General features: G+C 56.5%; 17 protein-coding genes and 1 riboswitch. Of the genes, 5 read left to right on the top strand and 12 right to left on the bottom strand.

From position 1 onward, the window contains the following. Nucleotides 1-223: 223 nt before the first annotated feature. The 3 genes from EE896_RS16155 to EE896_RS16145 all read left to right on the top strand — a co-directional run bounded on the left by EE896_RS16155 (nt 224) and on the right by EE896_RS16145 (nt 4,317). On the top strand, nt 224-1,363 hold the full coding sequence (locus tag EE896_RS16155) for a porin (RefSeq protein WP_039658801.1): 1,140 nt from the start codon (nt 224-226) through the stop codon (nt 1,361-1,363). Nucleotides 1,364-1,860: 497 nt separating this feature from the next. Continuing rightward, nucleotides 1,861-2,343 (top strand): type 3 dihydrofolate reductase, encoded by a 483-nt coding sequence (folA, locus tag EE896_RS16150; RefSeq protein ID WP_033763249.1) that lies wholly within the window; start codon nt 1,861-1,863, stop codon nt 2,341-2,343. A gap of 90 nt (nt 2,344-2,433) precedes the next feature. Then, nucleotides 2,434-4,317 carry a PhoX family protein gene (locus tag EE896_RS16145; protein WP_140916183.1) on the top strand — a complete coding sequence of 628 codons (1,884 nt, stop codon included), beginning with the start codon at nt 2,434-2,436 and terminating at the stop codon, nt 4,315-4,317. A gap of 34 nt (nt 4,318-4,351) precedes the next feature. Here the strand turns inward: EE896_RS16145 and apaH are convergent, their stop codons facing one another. The 6 genes from apaH to lptD are packed head-to-tail and all read right to left on the bottom strand — an operon-like array spanning nt 4,352 to nt 11,165. Beyond that, nucleotides 4,352-5,209, bottom strand: coding sequence for a bis(5'-nucleosyl)-tetraphosphatase (symmetrical) ApaH (apaH, locus tag EE896_RS16140; protein WP_140916184.1), 858 nt, complete (start codon nt 5,207-5,209; stop codon nt 4,352-4,354). Nucleotides 5,210-5,262: 53 nt separating this feature from the next. Further along, a complete protein-coding gene (apaG, locus tag EE896_RS16135) occupies nt 5,263-5,640 on the bottom strand; it encodes a Co2+/Mg2+ efflux protein ApaG (RefSeq protein ID WP_003854807.1) in 378 nt (125 codons plus the stop codon). A gap of 3 nt (nt 5,641-5,643) precedes the next feature. After that, the gene (rsmA, locus tag EE896_RS16130; RefSeq protein ID WP_003854805.1) at nt 5,644-6,465 is read right to left on the bottom strand and encodes a 16S rRNA (adenine(1518)-N(6)/adenine(1519)-N(6))-dimethyltransferase RsmA; all 822 of its coding nucleotides are present in this window, start codon (nt 6,463-6,465) and stop codon (nt 5,644-5,646) included. Next, complete coding sequence (pdxA, locus tag EE896_RS16125; RefSeq protein ID WP_008925562.1) at nt 6,458-7,450, bottom strand: 4-hydroxythreonine-4-phosphate dehydrogenase PdxA; 993 nt, start codon at nt 7,448-7,450, stop codon at nt 6,458-6,460. Before pdxA ends, rsmA begins: the two co-directional genes overlap by 8 nt. Continuing rightward, nucleotides 7,440-8,735 (bottom strand): peptidylprolyl isomerase SurA, encoded by a 1,296-nt coding sequence (surA, locus tag EE896_RS16120; RefSeq protein ID WP_003854801.1) that lies wholly within the window; start codon nt 8,733-8,735, stop codon nt 7,440-7,442. Before surA ends, pdxA begins: the two co-directional genes overlap by 11 nt. Nucleotides 8,736-8,789: 54 nt before the next feature. Then, nucleotides 8,790-11,165 carry an LPS assembly protein LptD gene (gene lptD / locus EE896_RS16115; RefSeq protein ID WP_050540837.1) on the bottom strand — a complete coding sequence of 792 codons (2,376 nt, stop codon included), beginning with the start codon at nt 11,163-11,165 and terminating at the stop codon, nt 8,790-8,792. Between the two features lie 182 nt (nt 11,166-11,347). Here lptD and djlA point away from each other — a divergent pair, with 182 nt between their 5' ends. Beyond that, nucleotides 11,348-12,157 (top strand): co-chaperone DjlA, encoded by an 810-nt coding sequence (gene djlA / locus EE896_RS16110; RefSeq protein WP_140916185.1) that lies wholly within the window; start codon nt 11,348-11,350, stop codon nt 12,155-12,157. A 63-nt stretch (nt 12,158-12,220) separates the two neighbouring features. Here djlA and rluA read toward each other — a convergent pair whose 3' ends face one another. From rluA to polB, 3 genes are all read right to left on the bottom strand, one after another. Further along, on the bottom strand, nt 12,221-12,874 hold the full coding sequence (rluA, locus tag EE896_RS16105) for a bifunctional tRNA pseudouridine(32) synthase/23S rRNA pseudouridine(746) synthase RluA (protein WP_003854796.1): 654 nt from the start codon (nt 12,872-12,874) through the stop codon (nt 12,221-12,223). 39 nt (nt 12,875-12,913) lie between these two features. After that, on the bottom strand, nt 12,914-15,820 hold the full coding sequence (gene rapA, locus EE896_RS16100; RefSeq protein ID WP_140033783.1) for an RNA polymerase-associated protein RapA: 2,907 nt from the start codon (nt 15,818-15,820) through the stop codon (nt 12,914-12,916). A gap of 153 nt (nt 15,821-15,973) precedes the next feature. Beyond that, complete coding sequence (polB, locus tag EE896_RS16095; protein WP_085980562.1) at nt 15,974-18,334, bottom strand: DNA polymerase II; 2,361 nt, start codon at nt 18,332-18,334, stop codon at nt 15,974-15,976. A 168-nt stretch (nt 18,335-18,502) separates the two neighbouring features. Between polB and EE896_RS16090 the strand changes: the two genes are divergently transcribed. Further along, the gene (locus EE896_RS16090; protein WP_008925565.1) at nt 18,503-19,267 is read left to right on the top strand and encodes a DedA family protein; all 765 of its coding nucleotides are present in this window, start codon (nt 18,503-18,505) and stop codon (nt 19,265-19,267) included. 3 nt (nt 19,268-19,270) lie between these two features. On the opposite strand, the gene thiQ is transcribed toward EE896_RS16090, so the two are convergent. The 3 genes from thiQ to thiB are packed head-to-tail and all read right to left on the bottom strand — an operon-like array spanning nt 19,271 to nt 22,528. After that, nucleotides 19,271-19,972 (bottom strand): thiamine ABC transporter ATP-binding protein ThiQ, encoded by a 702-nt coding sequence (gene thiQ / locus EE896_RS16085; RefSeq protein WP_140916186.1) that lies wholly within the window; start codon nt 19,970-19,972, stop codon nt 19,271-19,273. Next, the gene (thiP, locus tag EE896_RS16080; protein WP_003854785.1) at nt 19,959-21,566 is read right to left on the bottom strand and encodes a thiamine/thiamine pyrophosphate ABC transporter permease ThiP; all 1,608 of its coding nucleotides are present in this window, start codon (nt 21,564-21,566) and stop codon (nt 19,959-19,961) included. The genes thiQ and thiP overlap by 14 nt, the downstream gene beginning before the upstream one ends. Then, a complete protein-coding gene (gene thiB, locus EE896_RS16075) occupies nt 21,542-22,528 on the bottom strand; it encodes a thiamine ABC transporter substrate binding subunit (protein WP_140916187.1) in 987 nt (328 codons plus the stop codon). Before thiB ends, thiP begins: the two co-directional genes overlap by 25 nt. A 46-nt stretch (nt 22,529-22,574) precedes the next feature. After that, nucleotides 22,575-22,677, bottom strand: a riboswitch (TPP riboswitch). Nucleotides 22,678-22,682: the final 5 nt, after the last annotated feature.

Genomic DNA, 22,682 nt, shown 5'->3' with positions numbered 1-22,682 from the left:
GGAGCCGTTTTTTTTGGCCCTCTTACTGGCAATAATCTGAAAGTCAGGTCCGGGAAGGGGTTGGAGTTTGTGTTAAAGTGACTGATTTGGCTTAATTTTTTAGCTTTAGGTGCGAATGGGGCTGGTTCGCACAAATTTATAATATAAACACTTCCTGTACGGATTTTTCGCCAGTACTATGCCTGCCGCTCATCACTGGAGCGTATCAGGACATAATTAAAAAATGAAAATGCGTACTTTTTCTCTGAGTGCAGTGGCTGCACTGATGGCTATTCTTCCTTTCGCCAGCCAGGCGGAAGTGACGTTGTTAAAGCAGGATCCGCAGGCGGGCGATCCGCTTAGCCGTCTTAATTTTAAGGTTGGCGGCAGCATTCGTGCTCAGTTCAATCATCAGACCGGCGTGGATGACAAATCTTACAAGCGTGACGGTTTTGATGGCGGCACCCGTTTCCGTTTCGGTGCTGACTATTACCTGTTTGATGACGTGAGCTGGATCAGCTATTACGAGCTGGGCGTTAACGTCCCGGCAGTTTTCGGCTGGGATCGCCACTATGCTGACGGTGCCAATAACACCACGCGTCGCCAGCTCTACACCGGTCTGAAAAGCAAAACCTGGGGTCAGCTTACCTTTGGTCAGCAGAACAGCGTGTATTATGACACTGTGGGCGCCAAGACCGATATCTGGGATTACGACATGATCGGCCAGGCACCGGGAAACGGAATCAACGGTGACTACGACGGATCTTACCGTTCACGCAAGCAGCTGAAATATAAAAACACCTTCGGCGATGCGGATATTTACGCCTCTTATCTGTTCGACGATAACGAATATCTGCCAGGCAATGGCCTGCGCTATAAGCGCAAAGGCGGCGGCTCGCTGGGCGTGGATTACCATATCTCTGATGAACTGAGCTGGGGCACGGCGTGGAACTACACGCGCGCGGCGATGCGTAACCCGAACAATGGCGACAGCCGCGATTACGATCAGAACATTTACGGCTCTGCATTAAGCTGGACACCAGGCAACTGGACGCTGTCAGCCGGTGGTGGCTGGTATCAGAACTTCATGACGACCAAACGCAAAGACGCGCGTAACTACTTTGCTGGCGATGCGTGGGGCGTTGAATATTTCGCCGGTTACAAAATCCCGGTGGGGCAGTATGGTCTGAAAGCGGTTCAGCCTTATGTTATGGGTGATCGCATTGAGGTCATGACCGGTCGTGATTACCAGCGCATCGACAACGGTCTGGGTGTGGTGCTGTTCCTCGACTACGGTTTCCGTGTTGACTACGAACATGTCTTCACCTCCAGCACCGATAACCTGGGTGATATGAATCTGGTGCGTCTGCGCTACGACTTCTGATCATCCTGACGAGCCTTAATCAGGCTTGCAGCGATAAACGATCTTAACGGGCAGGGAGCACAGGCAGAGGAGGAAAGCGTCCCGCGCCATGGAAAAAAACGCCGGGAGCGTTTTTGAACAACGCAAAGCGTTGGCCCGTATACGGGCGCACCTCAGGGATGAGGTGCGTAATCGCGCGGGCCGAGCGGTCATGGATAACAGCTTTTGCGTCTTTCCGATCTGACTGCGTTCCCTGTGCTGCACCGATCTTACCGCTAGCCAGACCAGGCTTTACGGCTCCTCCGGGAGCCGTTTCCTTTTGCGCACGCTTTTTGTGCCAGCCTGAGGCCTGTCGCTGGCGAGCTGCGGCAAACTGACGCGATTACGCGGTGAAAAACGCTGCACAGGGCATGAAAAGCGGCATCATGAAAAGCTTTACGCAAATAGACCTTTTCCCCTATCGACGAAAGTTTCACCTTTACGTATCATGGCGCCAATTTTTTCAGTGAGTGGTTAACATGATTAGTCTTATCGCGGCATTAGCAGCAGATCGCATTATTGGAATGGAGAACGCCATGCCGTGGGACCTGCCTGCAGATCTGGCGTGGTTCAAACGCAATACGCTGAAGAAACCGGTCATTATGGGTCGACTGACCTTTGAATCTATTGGTCGTCCGTTACCTGGCCGGCTGAACATCGTGGTCAGCAGTCAGCCGGGCACCACGGAAGGCGTCACCTGGGTCACCTCACTGGATGAGGCGATACAGGCAGCCGGTGATGCTGAAGAGATCATGGTGATTGGCGGTGGACGCGTCTATGAGCAGATGCTGAAGCGCGCCGATCGTCTCTATCTGACGCACATTGATGCAGAAGTTGAAGGTGATACACAGTTCCCGGATTACGAGCCGGATGAGTGGCAGTCTACGTTCAGCGAGTTTCACGATGCTGACGAGCAGAACTCCCACAGCTACTGCTTTGAGATCCTCGACCGTCGTCGCTGATCCTCCCTTTGCCAGACTGTAACCTGGCTGTCATCTCTGTTCATTAGCATTGCTTCTTTTCTGGGATCTTCATGAAGGAAGCAATTAATAATGAAAACCGAACTCTCCGCATTAAGCACTGACCGTCTGCGTGATCCTCTGCGTCGTAAATTCATTGCCGGTTCCGGCGCTCTCGGGCTGACCGGCTTTCTCAGCGGCGGCCTCACACTCTCAGGAAGCGCACTGGCGCAGGAGAAGCCAGCGGGAAGCCCATTGCTGGGCTTTCAGGGCATTGCCGCATCCACCGCCGATGAGATTGTGGTGGCCCCCGGCTATCGCACAGACGTGCTGATCTCCTGGGGAGATCCGCTGGTGAATGGCGCAGTCGCATTTGATCCGCACGGCAATAACAGCGCGGAAGATCAGGAAAAGCAGTTCGGTGACAACAACGACGGTATGAGCTTCTTCGCCATTAATGACCAGCGTGGCGTCATGGCGATCAACAATGAATATGTGAATGAGCCGACGCTGTTCGCCCACGGCGGCAGCAAAGCGACCAGCCTGGAAGATGTGAAAAAGTCGCAGGCGGCGCACGGCATCTCCATCGTTGAAGTCAAACGGGGTGAGGACAATCGCTGGCAGGTGGTGCGTCCTTCTGAGTTCAACCGCCGTATTACCGCCAATACTCCGATGCGCTTTTCCGGCCCGGCAGCGGGCGATAAAGCGCTGCAGACCGCCGCCGATCCACAGGGAATGCATGTCCTGGGCACTTTTGGCAACTGCGCCAACGGTAAAACGCCGTGGGGAACTTATCTCACCTGTGAAGAGAACTACGACACCTACTTTGGTACCCATCAGGCGGACTTTACGCCAACGCCGCAGCAAAAGCGCTATACCCTGAATGCCGCCGAGCCAGAGCGTAACTGGGCCGACTTTGATCCCCGTTTCGACATCGCCAAAAACCCCAATGAATTTAACCGCCACGGCTGGATTGTCGAAATCGATCCCTTTGATCCTCACTCCGTGCCGGTAAAACGCACTGCAATGGGGCGCTTCAAGCACGAAAATGCCGCCGTTACGGTCGCTAAAACCGGTCAGCTGGTGGTTTACATGGGCGACGATGAGCGCGGCGAGTATATCTATAAATATGTCTCAGACGACAAAGTCATCCCGGATGATGCCAAAGCCAATCACGGACTGCTGGATAAAGGCACGCTCTATGTGGCGCAGTTCAATAGCGATGCGCAGGGCACGCCGCTGAAAGGCACCGGTCGCTGGCTGGCGCTGAAGTGGGGTGAAAATGGACTCACCGCTGAAAAGGGGTTTAACAGTCAGGCCGATATTCTGATTAATGCGCGTGCGGCGGCTGATGTGGTTAACGCCACGCGGATGGACCGGCCGGAGTGGATTGCTGTTAACCCGCATGATGGTCGTGCTTACTGTACGCTGACCAACAATAACAAACGTGGCAATGAAGGCATGCCGGTTAATGCGGCGAATCCGCGTCCTAAAAATATCTACGGCCAGATTATTCGCTGGGATGAAAAGGGCGATGCCACGGCGCAGGCGTTTGAGTGGGATATCTATGCGTTGTGCGGCAATCCGATCGCGCATCCTGAAGGGATCTATCGCGGTACACCTAACATCACCGCTGAAAACACCTTTAACAGTCCCGATGGTCTGGGGTTTGATGCGCACGGGCGGTTATGGATCCTGACCGATGGCAAGTACAGTAACAAAGAGGATTATCAGGGGCAGGGGAACAATCAGATGCTGGTGGGGGATCCGGATAGTGGGGAGATCCGCCGGTTCATGGTTGGCCCCAAATCGTGCGAGCTGACGGGCATCACCTTCACACCAGATTACAAAACGCTGTTCGTCAATGTGCAGCATCCCGGCGAAGAGGGTGACTCGCACTTTCCCGATAACAGTCCGCGTCCCCGGTCGTCAGTGATCATGATCACCCGCGAAGATGGCGGCATTATCGGCGCATAAGAGAGGATGCTGGCCTTGCCGGCCAGCATCGCCGTTATAGCGCGGGCGGTGCCAGACTTTCGCTGGAGGCCAGCGCTTTTTCGCGATTGGAGGGCTGTACCACATAGCGTTGCGTTTCCCAGTGCAGCAGCGTCAGCGTTCCGCCCCAGCAGCAACCGGTATCCAGACCGATGATTCCTTCAGGCGTCCCTTTGCCTTCCAGCGAGGCCCAGTGACCGAACACAATGGTGTAGTCACGTGCGACCGGCCCCGCAATGTTAAACCAGGGTTTTAGCGGGGGAAGGGCAGATTCAGGGGCATCTTTGCAGATCATATCCAGCTGACCATTGGGAAAGCAGTAACGCATGCGGGTCAAAGCGTTAGTGCTGAAGCGCAGACGTGCCAGACCAGTCAGATCTTCACTCCAGTTATTTGGCATGTCGCCATACATCGCATCCAGAAACAGCGGATAACTGTCACTGGCAAGTACCGCTTCGACTTCACGCGCACACTTTTTCGCGGTCTCGATATCCCATTGCGGCGTGATACCGGCGTGTCCCATCACCAGCTTTTTCTCTTCATCAACCTGTAACAGCGGCTGACGACGCAGCCAGTTGATCAGCTCATCCGCATCGTCCGCTTCCAGCAACGGTGTCAGGCGATCTTTGGGCTTATTACGGCTGATTCCAGCGTAGACCGCCAGCAGATGTAAATCGTGATTGCCCAGCACCAGACGCACTGCGTCGCCCAGCGATTTTATGTAGCGCAGAACCTCAAGTGAGCCCGGACCCCGCGCCACTAAGTCGCCGGTCAGCCACAGGGTATCCTGCTCAGGATTGAAATCAACCTGTTGCAGCAAGGCACGTAATTCGTCGTAGCAACCGTGAACGTCGCCAATCAGGTATGTGCTCATAAGGTTTTATCCATCAGGAAGCTGCCCGACTAAACGGGCAAAAAGCGTATGAATTAATGAATGTGGGTCTGAATGGCGAGGCGGAACACCGGGATCTCGACATGGAAGGTGTCACCCTGTTCGTCGACCATCACATAGTGTCCCTGCATGGTGCCCATCGGTGTTTCGATCACGGCTCCGCTGGTGTACTGAAACTCATTGCCTGGCGCGATAAGCGGTTGTTCACCCACCACGCCTTCGCCCTGAACTTCCGTTTCGCGGCCGTTACCGTTGGTAATCAGCCAGTAACGTCCCAGCAGTTGCACTGAGGAACGGCCCAGATTGCGAATCGTAATGGTATAGGCGAAGACGTAACGATCATCATCCGGTGAGGATTGTGAGGCAACGTACTGGCTTTGCACATGGACGGAGACGCGGGCCGTTTCACTCATGACTTACTCCTGCGATTTTCCCTGATGATTCGCCAGCCAGTTCGCCAGCTGACAATATTGCGCGACGGAGACGTTCTCGGCACGCAGGGTTGGATCTATGGATAACTCCTCCAGCGCGCCGGCAGCCACCATGTGGCTCAGGCTGTTGCGCAGCGTTTTACGACGCTGGCCGAACGCTTCAGTGGTAATACGGCTCAGGATACGCACATCGCTGACCGGATACGGCGGCTCGGCATACGGCACCAGACGCACCACGGCAGAGTCCACTTTCGGTGGCGGCGTAAAGGAGTGCGGAGGCACTTCCAGCACCGGAATGATCTGGCAGTAGTACTGCGCCATTACCGTCAGACGACCGTAGGTTTTATTACCCGGACCGGCGACCAGACGATTAACCACCTCTTTCTGCAGCATGAAGTGCATATCTTTGATCGAACCAGTATAGCTGAAAAGGTGGAACATCAGCGGGGTCGAAATATTGTATGGCAGGTTACCAAATACCCGTAGCGGCTGGCCTCTCTCCTGCGCCAGTGCGGCGAAGTCGAACGTCATGGCATCCTGCTGGAAGATAGTCAGTTTCGGGCCAAGGAACGGATGCGTTTCCAGACGCGCAGCGAGATCGCGGTCCAGTTCTATCACCGTTAATTTATCGAGGCGTTCGCCTACCGGCTCGGTCAAGGCACCCAGGCCTGGGCCGATCTCTACCAGCGCTTCATCGCGCTGTGGATGGATGGCGGAGACAATGCTGTCGATAATGTACTGATCGTTCAGGAAGTTCTGCCCGAAACGTTTACGGGCGTAGTGCCCCTGATGGACGCGATTATTCATTACTGCTCTTGATCATAGTGATGGCGAGGTTAAGCGCCGTGATGAAGCTGCCCGGTTCAGCCTGACCCAGACCGGCGAGTTCAAGCGCGGTGCCGTGGTCAACTGAAGTCCGGATAAAGGGCAGGCCCAGGGTGATATTTACCGCCCGGCCAAACCCCTGAAATTTGAGTACCGGCAGACCCTGGTCATGATACATCGCCAGCACTGCATCGGCATGTTGCAGATATTTAGGCTGGAAAAGGGTATCCGCAGGCAGCGGGCCGGTCAGTTTAATGCCCTGCTGACGCAGTTCATTAAGGGCTGGCGTAATGGTCTCAATCTCTTCCCGACCCATGTGGCCGCTTTCGCCCGCATGAGGGTTAAGACCACAGACGTAGATATGCGGCTCGGCAATGGCAAACTTCTGCTGCAGATCACGATGAAGAATCGTGATCACTTCATGCAGACAGTCGCGGGTCACCGCAGCGGGGACATCTTTCAGCGGCAGATGGGTAGTAGCCAGCGCGACGCGTAGCTGCTCTGTCGCCAGCATCATGACGACCCGATGGCCGCCTGCGCGATCGGCGAAGAATTCGGTATGGCCAGTAAAGGCGATGCCGGCATCATTAATGACGCCTTTGTGCACCGGGCCGGTAATCAGGGCCGCAAATTCACCGTCGAGACAACCGTCACAGGCGCGCGCCAGCGTGGCCAGCACGTAGTCACTGTTGGCGACGCAAAGCTCGCCGGGCGTGACCGTCGCGGCCGTTTCGACTGGCAGGATAGTCAGTGTTCCCGCCTGCTGTGGCTCAGCGGCCACGCCAGGCTGATAGGGACGCAGGGTCAGCGGCAGACCGAGTTGCGCCGCACGCTGCTGCAACAGGGCAGGCGAGGCGCAGACGACCAGTTCAACCGGCCAGGAGTGCTGGGCCAGCTGAACGGTAAGATCGGGACCAATCCCGGCAGGTTCGCCGGGCGTGATCACCACACGGTGATTACTGCGCATTGCCATCCAGAATCTTCACGTAGGCGCTGGCACGTTGTTCCTGCATCCAGGTCTGTGCTTCTTCCGCAAACTTACGGTTAAACAGCATACGGTAAGCACGCTCTTTCTGGGCCGCATCGGTTTTGTCCACCTGACGGGTATCCAGCAACTGAATCAGATGCCAGCCGAAAGAGGAGTGAACCGGCTGGCTGGTCTGGCCTTTTTTCAGGCGCAGCAGCGCGTCACGGAAGGCCGGATCAAAGACTTCCGGAGAGGTCCAGCCAAGATCGCCGCCCTGGTTCGCTGAACCCGGATCATCAGAGTACTGCTTAGCCGCCGCCGCAAAGGTGGTTTTACCACTGCGGATATCGTTAGCAATCTGCTCCAGCTGTGCGCGTGCCTGCTCATCTGTCAGGATTGGCGATGGCTTCAGCAGAATGTGACGTGAATGAACTTCAGTGACTGAGACATTTTTGTTCTCGCCACGCAGATCGTTCACTTTCAGGATGTGGAAGCCCACACCCGAGCGAATCGGACCGACGATATCGCCTTTTTTGGCGCTCGACAGGGCCTGAGCAAACAGGGTCGGTAACTCTTCGATTTTACCCCAGCCCATGTTGCCGCCTTTCAGCGCCTGCGAATCGGCAGAGTAGGTCACGGCCATTTTGCCGAAGTCAGCGCCATTTTTCAGTTCGCCAACCAGCTGTTTCGCCAGCGTTTCCTGCTCATCAACCTGCTGTTGTGTCGGGTTTTCCGGCAGTGGCAGCAGAATATGGCTGACGTTCAGTTCTGTGCCCTGACTGTTCTGAGAGCCAATCTGTTTCGCCAGCGTATCGACTTCCTGCGGCAGAATCGTGATGCGACGACGCACTTCGTTGTTGCGCACTTCAGCAATGGTCATCTCTTTACGAATCTGAGAACGATAAACGCTGTAGTTCATGCCGTCATAAGCCAGACGGCTGCGCAGCTGATCAAGGCTCATCTTATTCTGCGCCGCGATGTTCTGAATCGCCTGGTCCAGCTGCTCATCGCTGATCTGAACCCCGGCTTTATCACCCATCTGCAGAATGATGTTATCCATGATCTGACGTTCCAGAATCTGATGGCGCAACGTTTTATCATCCGGCAACTGCTGACCAGCCTGCTGGGCCTGAGATTTAACGGTGCTCATCATGCCATCCACGTCACTCTCAAGAACCACGCCGTTATTGACCACGGCTGCAACTTTATCAACGACTTGTGGTGCTGCGAACGCGGTGTTAGCACTGATTGCCACACCAAGAATCAGCATTCTCCAGTTCTTCATACTTTATCCATTGTTGGTTCCGCACTGCGGGATTGCCTGTCAAACATCACAACATCAGAAAGCAGGCTGGTAAGGGATAATGCCCTGACGCAGCATATCGTTGGTGCCTAAGCCATAGTTAGGACTCAGACCACGCAGCTCAATGTTGAATGAGATTTGGTTGTCGTACTTACTGTCGTCGTTTTCCCAACCGTTAATTTTGCGCTCGTAACCGACCCGGAGAGCGTAACAGCATGAGCTGTATTGCAGGCCAACCAGCTGCGACGCCGGACGCTTGTTGCGGGTATCGTAGTAGTAAGCACCTACCACAGACCATGCATCGGCAATCGGCCAGCTGGCCGTGGTGCCCACCTGTGAAATCCCATTTTTGTAGATAGGATTGGTCACCAGGTTGCTGTCATTTAACGCTGCCGCGATATATTCCGGGCTGCTGTAGCGGTAGCTCAACTGCACCATACGGTCGGCATCACGACGGTACTCCAGAACAGTATTGCCCTGGGAGACGTTGTCGAGTTTGGTGTCATATTGCAGCCCGCCCCGAACACCCCAGCGATCGCTGATTTTCCAGTATGTATCGCCAGCCCAAATCAGACTGCCGGTATCATCTTCTTTATTGGTTTGATTCACACCAGTACGAGAAGGGGTAAACGAGTAGATTTGACCCACAGAAACGTTAAAACGTTCAACCAGATCGTTATCATAAATACGCGAGGTAACACCGGTTGCCACTTCATTGGCTGAAGCGATGCGATCCAGGCCGCTATAGGTACGATCGCGGAACAGACCGGTGTAGTCGGTTTGCAGCAGCGTAGAGTCGTACGGATAGATATTGCTTTGGTCGCGGTACGGGATATAAAGATACTGCACGCGTGGTTCCAGCGTCTGGGTATAACCCACTGCGGAGTCCATATCGCGGTCAAACACCAGCCGGCCATCCACTTTAAACTGCGGCAGGGTGCGGTTTACCGATTCATCCAGTTCGCCGCTATTGCTTCCTCTGAAGCCATTGGCCGTATTGTTATAATAATCAACGTCAGTCTGCTGATAGTGGGTCGCCAGGAACTTCGCTTCGGTATCCAGGCTGGCCCAGCCGTTGGAGAGCGGCAGGTTCAGGGTTGGCTCAACGTGTAAACGGGTCGCTTCAGGAAGACGACTGTTGACGTTGGTGAATTTCACCGCCTGAGCATAAACCCGGCCATCAAACGGGCCGATATCATTCTGATAGAGGTTAACATCCAGCTGCGGCATCGCGCGGTAGACGTTATTGCTGGTAGTACTGCCAAACACCTGGAAATCTTTGGCTGAGAGTGTGGCGTCCCAGTTGGTGTCCGCATAACCAACGCTGAATTTCTGCGTGGCGTAGTTGTCGGTGGAGCTGTAGTACTTCGAGTCGAGATCGTTGAAGTAATACTGATCGCTGACTTTGGTGTAGTTGGCGTTGAAACGCCAGTGCTGTTCATAGACACCGGCATGCTGCCAGTAGAACAACCAGCGGTCGGAGCTGGAATCCTCGGCGATGCCACGAAGTGCTTTGTCGTTATCGTACTGTTTATCGGAGCCAAGGTAGTCGAATTCTACCAGGCCGGCACCCAGCGTCGTCAGATAACGGAATTCGTTTTCAAATTTCATGCCGCGCTTACTGATGTAGTGCGGCGTGATGGTCGCATCGGCCTGCGGCGCAATGTTCCAGTAATAAGGCAGCACGAACTCAAAGCCGTTGTTGCTGCCAAATTTTGCATTCGGGATCAGGAAACCGGATCGACGACGATCGCCAATCGGTAACTGCAGATAGGGACTGTAGAACACCGGAACCGGACCCAGCTTAAAGCGGGCGTTCCAGATCTCCGCCACTTCCTCTTCGCGATCCTGGATGACTTGTGAACCGACCACGCTCCAGCTGTTGGAACCGGGCAGACAGGACGTAAAGGTGCCGTTCTCCAGAATGGTGTAGCGGTTATCGCCGCGCAGCTTCATCTGGTCGGCGGTGCCGCGTCCCTGACGATCCACCATCTGATAATCACCGTTCCAGACATTGGTATCTTTGCTGTTGAGGTTTGACCAGGCTTTCGGACCTTTCAGGATGACCTGGTTGTCATCGTAGTGCACATTACCCAGGGCATCGACGGTACGCACTGGCGCCGTCTGGCCTTCCTGCTGACGCTGATGAAGCTGAACTTCATCCGCCTGCATACGGCTGTTGCCCTGCTCAATATTCACATTGCCGGTAAAGACCGCATCATTGGGATAGTTCCCTTTGGCGGCGTCGGAGTGAATAGTGACAGGCAGCTGGTTGGTATCACCGTTGACCAGCGGGCGGTTATAACTCGGCACGCCTAACATACACTGCGACATCAAATCGTCGGCAAAGGCTTGCTGGCTAATGGCTGCGCCGATCAGTGTGGCCAGCAGGGTAGGTATATGTTTTTTCATACGCGGTATCGAGAATTCCATGAAAACTGGCATCATGCCGACAATCGGGTCAGAGACTAACTTACTGCCCGGCGTTGCGCCAGTGTTAATCCTGGTCTGTCAGCGTTGCCGTTAGGCGCTGAGATAAATGACAGGTATGATAATGCAATTTTCAGCCGCAAGCATGGCGAATTGAGGAGTTTATGCGCTACTGGGGAAAAGTTATGGGTCTGGCGGTGGGATTACTTTCCGGCGCAGGCTTTTGGGGTATTGTGATCGGTTTGATCATTGGCCATATGATTGACAAAGTACGTGGCGCACAAGGCAAGGCTTACTTCTCAAATAATCAGACCCGGCAGACGCTGTTTTTCAGCACCACCTTTCAGGTGATGGGCCATCTGACCAAGTCAAAAGGGCGGGTTACGGAAGCGGATATCCAGATTGCTTCGCTGCTCATGGAGCGGATGCAGCTGCACGGTGACTCACGCACGGCTGCTCAGCGGGCGTTCCGCGAAGGTAAGCAGGCGGATTACCCGTTGCGCAGCAAGCTGCGAGAACTGCGCAGCGCCTGTTTTGGCCGGTTCGACCTGATTCGGATGTTCCTGGAGATTCAGATCCAGGCCGCCTTTGCCGACGGCTCACTGCACCCCAATGAGCGACAGGTACTCTACGTGATTGCCGAAGAGCTGGGCATTTCGCGTGGTCAGTTCGATCAGTTCCTGCGCATGATGGAGGGCGGCCAGCAGTTTGGCGGCGGGCCGCGCAGTTCAGGCGGCTTTCAGCAGGCGCAACGTGGTCCAACGCTGGAAGATGCCTGTAGCGTTTTGGGCGTGAAGAGCAGTGATGACGCCACCACGATTAAACGTGCTTACCGCAAGCTCATGAGTGAGCATCATCCTGATAAGCTGGTGGCGAAAGGGTTACCGCCAGAGATGATGGAGATGGCGAAGCAGAAAGCGCAGGAAATCCAGGCGGCTTACGATCTGATTCGCAAAGAGAAAGGCTTCAAGTAATGACTCACTCCTGTGGCCTCTTCTGCAACAGAGGAGGCCACGGCGACAGTCCTGCCGTAAACCTTAAAAGTCGGCGGGCTGACGAAACGTCATGGCATTACCAAATGCCGGATGGGTAATGGTGAGTGACTCCGCATGCAGCAGTAAACGGGGCGCCATCGCTTTGGCCTCCGGATGTGCATAGAAGTTGTCCCCCAGAATCGGGTGGCCCAGCGCCAGCATATGCACCCTTAGCTGGTGTGAGCGGCCAGTAATCGGCTTAAGCGAAATCCGCGTACTGTTGTCCGCCCGATACTCCAGCACCTGATATTCTGTCTGTGCGGCTTTGCCGTTCTCGAAGCAGACCATCTGCTTTGGACGATTTGGCCAGTCGCAGATCAGCGGCAGATCAACCAGCCCCTCTTCCTTCTCCGGATGACCCCAGATGCAGGCCACATACGTTTTGGAAGGCTCCCGCTCGCGGAATTGTCGTTTCAGCTCACGCTCCGCCGCCTTGGTCAGCGCCACGACCATCACGCCACTGGTCGCCATGTCAAGTCGGTGCACAGATTCCGCCTGCGGGAAATCCCGCTGTATCCGCGTCATCACGCTATCTTTGTGCTCATCCAGACGACCGGGTACCGAGAGCAGACCGCTGGGTTTGTTCACCACCATGATATGCGCATCCTGATAAAGGATGTGCAGCCAGGGTTCACGCGGTGGGTTGTAAGGTTCCATGGGGCTTTCCAAAAATAAGGGGCCATGCGGCCCCTGAGCTTACTGGTGTGTCACCACAATCAGGCGCAGCGCGTCAAGACGCCAGTTGGCCTCATCCAGACTTTGCAGCACCTGTTCACGATTGCTTTCCAGCGCCTCAACTTCGTCGTCGCGGATGTTCGGGTTGACGGCTTTCAGCGCGTTAAGACGCGAAAGCTCGGCACCCAGCTTCTCATTCGCCTCGGTCCGTGCCGCCTCAATCACGGCACGCGCTTCGCTGACGACGCTCTCTTCGGCCTGAGTCAGAATCGCATGGACATCCTGCTGCACCGCATTCACCAGTTTACTGGCGGTGTGACGGTTAACGGCATTCAACTGACGGTTAAAGCTTTCGAACTCCACTTTGCCTGCCAGGTTAGTGCCTTTCGTATCCATCAGCAGACGGATTGGCGTTGGCGGCAGGAAGCGGGTCAGTTGCAGATGCTTCGGTGCCTGGGCTTCAACCACATAGATCAGCTCGACCAGCAGCGTCCCCACCGGCAGCGCCTTGTTCTTCAGCAGTGACAGGGCGCTGCTGCCGGTGTCGCCCGACAGAATCAGATCCAGTCCGTTGCGAATCAGCGGATGCTCCCAGGTAATGAACTGGGTATCTTCACGTGACAGCGCCTGATCGCGGTTAAAGGTGATGGTGCAGCCATCTTCCGGCAGGCCAGGGAAATCGGGCACCAGCATGTGATCGGAAGGGGTCAGCACAATGAGGTTATCGCTGCGATCTTCCTGATTGATACCGACAATATCAAACAGGTTAAGCGCGAAGTTCACCAGGCCGGTGTCGTTATCCTGCTCGCTGATAGCGTTAGCCAGCAACTGAGCCGATTCACCGCCGTTTGAATTCAGCTCCAGCAGGCGATCGCGACCCTGTTCCAGCTGCAGTTTCAGCGCGTCATGCTGTTTGCGGCAGTCGGTGATAAAGGCATCAAAGCCTTCGCTGTTTTCCGGTGCGGCCAGATAGCCGATGAGCTGCGAATGGACGCTGTCATAGATTGTCCGGCCGGTCGGACAGGTGTGTTCAAACGCATCAAGTCCTTCGTGATACCAGCGCAGCAGCACGGCCTGTGCGGTCTGCTCCAGCCACGGCACCAGAATCTGAATATCGTGCGCCTGACCGATACGATCCAGACGACCGATACGCTGCTCCAGCAGGTCCGGGTTAAACGGCAGATCGAACATCACCAGACGGCTGGCAAACTGGAAATTACGGCCTTCTGAACCAATCTCAGAGCACAACAGCACCTGCGCGCCATTCTCTTCTGAGGCGAACCAGGCGGCAGCACGGTCACGTTCAATGATCGACAGACCTTCGTGGAACACCGCTGCACGAATACCTTCGCGCTCGCGCAGTACCTGCTCCAGCTGCAGCGCGGTGGCCGCTTTGGCGCAGATCACCAGCACTTTCTCTTTACGGTTAGTGGTGAGATAGCCCATCAGCCATTCCACGCGCGGATCGAAGTTCCACCAGGTGCCGCTGTCGCCTTCAAATTCCTGATAAATCTGCTCCGGATAGAGCAGGTCGCGCGCCCGCTCTTCTGCGCTTTTGCGCGCGCCCATAATGCCGGAGACTTTAATTGCCGTCTGATACTGCGCAGGCAGCGGCAGGCGGATCTGATGCAGTTCGCGTTTCGGGAAGCCTTTAACCCCATTACGGGTGTTACGGAACAGCACGCGGCTGGTGCCGTGGCGATCCATCAGCATGGAGATCAGTTCCTGACGCGCTTCCAGCTTGCCTTCGCGGTCGCTGTTGGCAACCTGCAGCAGCGGCTCGATGTCCTGCTCGCCGACCAGATCGTTGATCCGGTTCATCTCCTCCTGGGAGATCGCTTTATCCGCCAGCAGCGCGGTAACGGCATCGGCGATGGGGCGGAAATGCTGCTGCTCTTCAACAAAGGCGGCAAAGTCATGGAAACGGTCCGGGTCGAGCAGGCGCAGACGGGCGAAGTGACTCTCCATGCCCAGCTGCTCTGGCGTCGCGGTCAGCAGCAGAACCCCGGCAGTTTTTTCAGCCAGCTGTTCAATAACCTGATATTCACGGCTTGGCTCGCCTTCTGACCAGGCCAGATGGTGCGCTTCATCGACCACCAGCAGATCCCATTCGGCATCGGCCAGCATCTCAAGACGCTGTTTGTTGCGACGCACGAAGTCGAGTGAGCAGATAATCAGCTGCTCAGTTTCAAACGGATTGTCGCTGTCGTGTTGCGCTTCGGTGTAGCGGTCGTCGTCAAACAGCGCAAAGCGCAGGTTGAAGCGGCGCAGCATCTCAACAAGCCATTGATGCTGCAGGGTTTCAGGCACCACGATAAGTACGCGCTCGGCACGGCCTGCCAGCAGTTGCTGCTGGATGATCATCCCGGCTTCGATGGTTTTACCCAGGCCAACTTCATCGGCCAGCAGCACGCGCGGTGCATGGCGGCGGCCCACATCATGGGCGATGTGCAGCTGGTGAGGGATCAGGTTAGTACGCATACCGCGTAAGCCGCTAATCGGCAGGCGGTATTGCTCACTCTGGTATTTACGGGCGCGGAAGCGCAGGGCAAAACGGTCCATCCGGTCGAGCTGGCCGGCAAACAGACGATCCTGCGGCTTACTGAATACCAGCTTGCTGTCGAGCATCACTTCGCGCAGCATCACGTCGCTTTCTTCGGTATCCAGACGGGTACCGATATAGGTCATCAGGTCATTTTCGTTGCGTACTTCATCAACGCGCATCTGCCAGCCTTCGTGGCTGGTGATGGTATCACCCGGATTAAAGATGACGCGGGTAACCGGCGAATCGTTGCGGGCGTAAAGGCGGTTTTCTCCCGTAGCGGGGAACAGCAGGGTGATCATACGTGTATCGATCGCCACCACGGTGCCCAGTCCCAGTTCACTTTCCGTATCACTAATCCAGCGCTGACCTAATGTAAAAACCATATATTGTTTGCTCGAATTTTAACGTTTTTAAAGGTGTTCCCAAAGCTCAGGCAATAGCGCTACCACCAGACAACAAGGTCTGGAGCGGGCTTTAAGAGCGGTGAGTTTCAGGAAGGGCGCTATGGTACTGGATGGCAGGGCATTCGTCACCTGTCAAAAAAGCCCCAGCTGCCCGGTAATAAGTGTAGCAAAGTCACCTTCGACAAAGGGCAGAATCCCCTCCGCGACCGGTTGAAGTTGCTTCGTAACGTAGTGGTCGTAATCCAGCGGCGTGCTGCGTGCCTCCAGTGGCTCGGGGCCTGCCGTGGCAATCACGTAACGAATCCGGCCTCCATTCTGATACTGCAAAGGCCGGTTTAATTTACGATTCTGCTCATCCGCCAGCCTGGCGGCACGCACGTGCGGGGGCACGTTTCGTTCATATTCTTTTAACGGACGTCGCAGACGCTTTTTGTAGATCAGCTGATCGTCGAGTTCACCCGCCAGCAGCTGCGCGACGGTGGTGCGAATGTAATCCTGCCACGGCTCACGGTGGAAGATACGGTGGTAGAGCTGCTGCTGAAATGCTTTTGCCAGTGGCGTCCAGTCCGTTCGCACCGACTCCAGCCCCTTGAAAACCATGCGTTCACCGGCGGCGTCACGAATCAGTCCGGCATAGCGTTTCTTACTGCCCTGTTCCGCGCCGCGAATGGTCGGCATCAGAAAACGACAAAAATGATTTTCATACTCCAGCTCGAGTGCGCTGGTCAGCCCGTGGGTCTGCTGCAGGTGGTCACGCCACCAGGCATTCACTTTCTGCACCAGTTGCTGACCAATCGCGGCGGCCTGCTCTTCACTGTGGGCGGACTTCAGCCAGACAAAAGTGGAGTCGGTGTCGCCATAGATCACGTCATAGCCTTCCGCCTCGATCAGCGCGCGTGTCTGCTGCATGATGGCGTGACCGCGCAGGGTAATTGAGGAGGCGAGGCGCGGATCAAAGAAACGGCAGGCGCTGGTGCCCAGCACACCGTAAAAGGCATTCATGATAATCTTTAGCGCCTGCGACAGCGGCTGGTTTTTCTGCTTTTTCGCCGCTTCACGCCCCAGCCAGATCTGCTCGACGATCGCAGGCAGGCAGTGAGTGTGCCGGGAGAAACGCGCTTCGCGAAAACCTTCGATTGAATCGGCATCATCAGGATGAGCCAGTCCTTCTACCAGACCCACCGGGTCGATCAGGAAGGTGCGGATAATCGACGGATAGAGACTTTTATAATCCAGCACCAGCACCGAGTCATACAGACCAGGGCGCGAATCCATCACATAGCCACCCGGACTGGCTTCCGGCGCCACATCACCCAGGTTCGGGGCAACAAATCCCGCGCGATGCATCCGGGGAATATAAAGATGACCAAAGGCCGCCACCGAGCCGCCGTGGCGATCGACTGCCAGGCCATTCACCGCCGCGCGTTCCAGCAGAAACGGCATTATCGCCGTTTTATGAAAAATGCGCGTCACCAGCTCGCAGTCTTTGAGGTTGTAGCGTGCCAGCGCCGGTTTATCGTTGGCAAAACGCCAGTTGATCTCCTCCATGCGCTGCCAGGGATTATCGATTGCTTTACCTTCACCCAGCAATTGTTGCGACACCGACTCCAGGCTGAATGAGGGAAAATCCCAGAACGCTGATTTCAGCGCGTCAATGCCATCAATAATCAACCGCCCGCTGGCCTGCGCAAAATAAACGCCGGGCTTAAAGCCATGTTCACGCCACTCCAGCGCGGCCTGCTGGCGACCAAGACGAAGTGGAATGCCGTAACGATCGGCATGCTTTTGCAACACCCGCAGGTCAAACTGCACCACGTTCCAGCCAATCAACACATCCGGATCGTGATCTGCAAACCACTGGTTCAGCGCTTCAAGCAGCTGTGGTCGGCTGTCGAGATAGATCAGCTCAAAATCCAGCGTGCTGGCATCACCGTTGGCCGGGCCGAGCATATAAACCTGACGCTGACCGCAGCCCTCCAGCCCGATGCAGTAGAGCTCGCCATGCTGTGTGGTTTCAATATCCAGCGAGACCCACTTCAGTGGCGGGCGATAGTCGGGATGGGGTTTGAGCCGCGCATTGACCACGCTATCACCGCGCTGCTCGCCCTCAAACCAGACCGGCGCGGTAATAAAACGCTCCATCAGGTAGCGCTCCGGCGGGCGAATATCCGCTTCATACACCGGAATGCCCTGTTCACGCAGCCGTTTTTCAATGCGCTGCAGCTGACGATGCTGCGGGCAGTAGAGGCCAAAAACCGGGCGGCGGCGGAAATCTTTCAGCGCCAGCGACTGAATCCGAAACTGACGTTCATCTTTGAGGAGCTCGCTGACCTGCGCCTGAAATTCTTCGGGAATAAACGCGACAGACTCCTGCACGGGCAGCACCACGCGCTGCGCACCGGCATCAGTGGCGAGCCAGAGGATAATTTCGGTGCCATGCGGGCTGTCGCGCCAGTGGCGGGTGAGCAGAAAACCTGCGCGGGGCATATTCAGATGTTCTCCGGACTCAGTATTTCAGGGGTGAGAAAACGGCTTAAGTATACCATGGATATTTATACAGTTCTCGTCACCGGTTTTGTCAACATTGTCCTACAATTCTTGCCTTGACGCTGTGTGGCTGGCTCTGGACAATCCAGCCTTCTGCTTTTACTTAGGATGATTATGGAAGCCTGGATTCAACAACTGATTACGCAGTCTCTGGAATGGGCTCTGTTTGCCGTTGCGCTGGTGACGTTTCTGGAGTCGCTGGCGCTGGTCGGGCTGTTGCTGCCAGGCACAGTGATGATGGCCAGCCTGGGCGCGCTGATCGGCAGTGGCGAGCTGGGCCTTTACCCGGCCTGGGCCGCGGGTTTTGCGGGCTGCCTGATTGGTGACTGGGTTTCTTACGGTATCGGCTGGAAATTCCAGGGGCCGCTGCACCGCTGGAAGTATCTGCAAAAGTACAAAGGCCTGCTGGATAAAACCGAGCACGCCCTGCATCAGCACAGCATGTTTACGATTCTGGTCGGGCGCTTTGTGGGACCTACGCGTCCGCTGATCCCGCTGGCGGCCGGTATGCTGGAGCTGCCGGTGCGTAAGTTTCTGCCGCCGAACATTATCGGCTGCATCCTCTGGCCACCGCTTTATCTGCTGCCTGGTATTCTGGCAGGCGTGGCGATCGATGTGCCGAAAGCCGCGCAGGGCGGCAGCTTTAAATGGCTGTTACTTGGCGCAGCACTGCTGATATGGCTGGGGGGCTGGTTATGCTGGCGCTGGTGGCGCAGTGGCAAGAGTCGTGACTGGGCGACTGCCTGGCTGCCGCCGGAGCGTTTGCGCTGGGCAGGTCCGCTGGGGCTGGTGATCGCCGTCGCGGCATTTGTCGGCATTCAGTTCCATCCGATGATGCCGATTTTCCGTCATCTGCTGTGGCAGGTTTTCTTCGCGTAACGCTTAACGGCGCGGGATGCCGAGGACCTCGGCCTCCCGCGTGTCACCCGACAGCAGCTGTCGGGTCTCGCCATCCCAGTAAACCCGTCCATCCACAATCACTACGCTGCGCGGCGCAATCTGCCGGGCATCTTCCAGACTGTGCGACACCATCAGCAGTGTAATGCTGCGCGCTTCGCACACTGAACGCACCAGTTGCAGCATCTCGCCGCGCAACGCGGGATCCAGTGCAGAAAAAGGCTCATCCAGCAGCAGCACCGGACGATCACGCAGCAGACAGCGCGCCAGCGCCACACGCTGTCGCTGTCCGCCCGACAGCTCGCCCGGCAAACGGTTTAGCAGATCGCCTAATCCCACCTGATCGGCCAGTGCAGACAGTTGCTGACGCTGCTCAGCGCTGAGTTTTAATCCCGGATGCAGCCCCAGCGCCATGTTCTGCTGCACGCTGAGGTGCGGAAACAGATTGTTCTCCTGAAACAGCATCGAAACCGGTCGTCTGGCTGGCACGCTGTGGGTGTGATCCTGCCCGTCAATCATCAGGGTGCCCTGTTTCACAGGCAGGAAACCCGCAATCAGGCTCAGCAGGGTGCTCTTCCCGGCTCCGCTGGGGCCGAGAATGGCGATGCGCTCGCCACGTGTGGCCTTGAGGCTGAAGCGCATCGGCAGATGCTGATAAAGGTAAGTGAGGTTATCAAGAGTCAGCATGGCGGCCTGGTAATTTTTCCATTAGCGTGAACAGCAATAAGCAGAGCAACAGCAATAGCAGGGCGGTGACCGCGCCATCTGCGCCGCGATAGGCACCAATCTGCTGATAAAGGTAGAACGGCAGTGTGCGGAAGTCAGCGTTGCCAAACAGTGCCACCACGCCGAAATCACCAATCGACAGTACGCAGGCAAAGGCCAGCGCCTGGGCAAGCGGACGTTTCAGCGCCCGCAGCTCGATCAGCCGCAGCCGGTTCCAGCCGTGGATATCCAGCGAATCGCAGAGCCTGCCGTAACGCTCTGCGACATCCCGCATCGGGTTTTCCAGTACTTTCAGCGCATAGGGAATGGCGATCAGCGCATTGGTAAAGATCACCAGCCCTTCTGCCGAATCAGGCAGGCCAATAGTGGCATTGAATAGCAGGAAAAAGCCGGTGGCGAGCACAATGCCTGGCATCGCCAGAATCAGCATGCCGCTGGTGTCGATCAACTGTGCCGCCGCCGGACGCTGGCGCAGACGCAGTTCCCGACTGCTCCACAGCAGCATCATGGTCAGCACCACACAGATCAGACCGGCACCGATGGCGATACGCAATGACGTCAAGGTGGCCTGCCACAGTGCAGGCTGCGCCAGCGCGCCGCGCAGTCCGCCGTGCAGACCATCGACGATGACCGCCGCCAGCGGCGGCAACAGCAGGAGGAGTGCCAGCAGGATCAGCAGTGCATCGATCAGCTGTGCTGCGCGCGAATCCTGCGGATCACGCCAGCCATGCAGCTGGCTGGTTCCGGCAGGAATCGCCTTGCTGAAACGCTGGCTGAGCAGCACCAGCGTCAGACAGCAGCCGAGCTGGATGAGCGCCAGTAGCGCTGCGCGTCCGGGATCGTAGTCATAACTCAGCGCCTGGAAGATCGCCAGCTCAATGGTAGTGGCCTGCGGACCGCCGCCGAGTGACAGTACGGTGGCAAAGCTGGCGAAACAGAGCATGAAGATCAGCGCACCGGTCGGCAACAGCTGACGCCGCAGCCATGGCCACTCCAGCAGACGAAAATGATGCCAGCCGCGCAGGTCGAGCTGTGCCGCCAGCTGACGCTGTTCCGCCGGAATACTCTCCAGCGCCTGCAGCATCAGGCGGGTCGCCAGCGGCAGGTTAAAGAAGACGTGCGCCAGCAAGATGCCTGGCAGACCATACGGGGAGAAGTGATAACCCATCCCTGCCAGCTGGCACAACTGCGCCAGCCAGCCATTGCGACCATAGACGGTCAGCAGACCGAACACCGCGACCAGCACCGGCAGCACCAGCGTCATGGCGCACAGGCGCAGCAGCAACAGACGACCCGGAAAACGGCGTCGATAGAGCGCCCGCGCCAGCGGCACCGCAGGCAGCAGTGACAGCAGGGCGGAGAGCAGAGCCTGACCGAAAGAGAACGCGATAACGTGATGCAGGTAATCATCCTGCAGCACGCCGCGTAAGTCCGTATCCGGCGCGGCGCTCCAGAGTGCACCGAACGCCATGAATGCCACGATGGTCAGTAATATCGTGGCGAGGGAACCGGGAATCAGCCAGCGCGGCATCAGCGACTGACGGCGCGTTGCCACTGGCTAATCCAGCCCGAACGCTGGCTGGCAACCTCTTCTGGCGAGAACTGCAGAGCAGTGGAAGGCACGTTGAGCGCCGCGAAACCGGCAGGCAGCGGCGTGTCGATCACCGGGTACATCCAGTTGCCGGTGGGGATAGTGCGCTGGAAGTCAGGCGAAACCATAAATTTCATGAACTGCTGTGCCAGTGCCGGCTGTTTGCTGCTGGCTAGCTGCGCGGCAACTTCGACCTGCAGATAATGACCCTCTGCAAAGGCCGCCGCGGCATAGTTCTCTTTTTTCTCTTCAATGATGTGGTAAGCCGGTGAGGTGGTGTAACTCAGCACCAGATCCCCTTCGCCCTTGAGGAACAGGCCATAGGCTTCACTCCAGCCTTTGGTGACCGTCACGGTTTTCTGCGCCAGTTTCTGCCACGCCTGCGGCGCCTGATCGCCATAGACTTTCTGCATCCAGAGCAGCAGACCTAAGCCGGGCGTGCTGGTGCGGGGATCTTCGTAGATCACCCGCCACTTCTCCGGGCTGTCGACCAGCTCTTTCAGGCTTTTTGGCGGATTTTTCAGCCGGGTTTTGTCATAGACAAACGCGAAGTAGCCATAATCGAACGGCACGAAGGTGGTGTTGTGCCAGCCATCGGGCAGTTTTAATGTCGATGTGTCGACCTGACTTTCGGCAAACAGACCTGTTTTCTGCGCGGCCTGCACCAGATTGTTATCCAGCCCCAGCACCACATCGGCTTTACTGTTTTTGCCTTCCATCCGCACGCGGTTCAGCAGCGACACGCCATCTTCCAGCGTGACGAATTTCAGCTCGCAGTCGCACTGTGCTTCAAAGGCTTTTTTAACCGCCGGGCCAGGGCCCCAGTCGGCGGAGAAGGAGTCGTAGGTGTAGACCGTGAGAACCGGCTTAGCCGCCAGAACGGGGGCGGAGAGTAACAGCAGCACCGGCAGAACTTTGTTTAACACTTTGCGCTCCTTCAGGAGAATAGGGGATGAGTCGCAAAGGATCTGAGCACAGAGGCCTCTCAAATCCCTACGTCGGTATTAACCGAATCAGGTTCGACGGGTCTCTCTCAGCGGCTTGCTTGTGGCAGGCCGCACCCCGTTGAGAACGTCACAT

Source organism: Pantoea eucalypti (genome assembly GCF_009646115.1).
Lineage (GTDB): Bacteria > Pseudomonadota > Gammaproteobacteria > Enterobacterales > Enterobacteriaceae > Pantoea > Pantoea eucalypti.
Note: the sequence above shows the minus strand (reverse complement) of the source record. Positions and strands in the feature narration are given on the sequence as shown.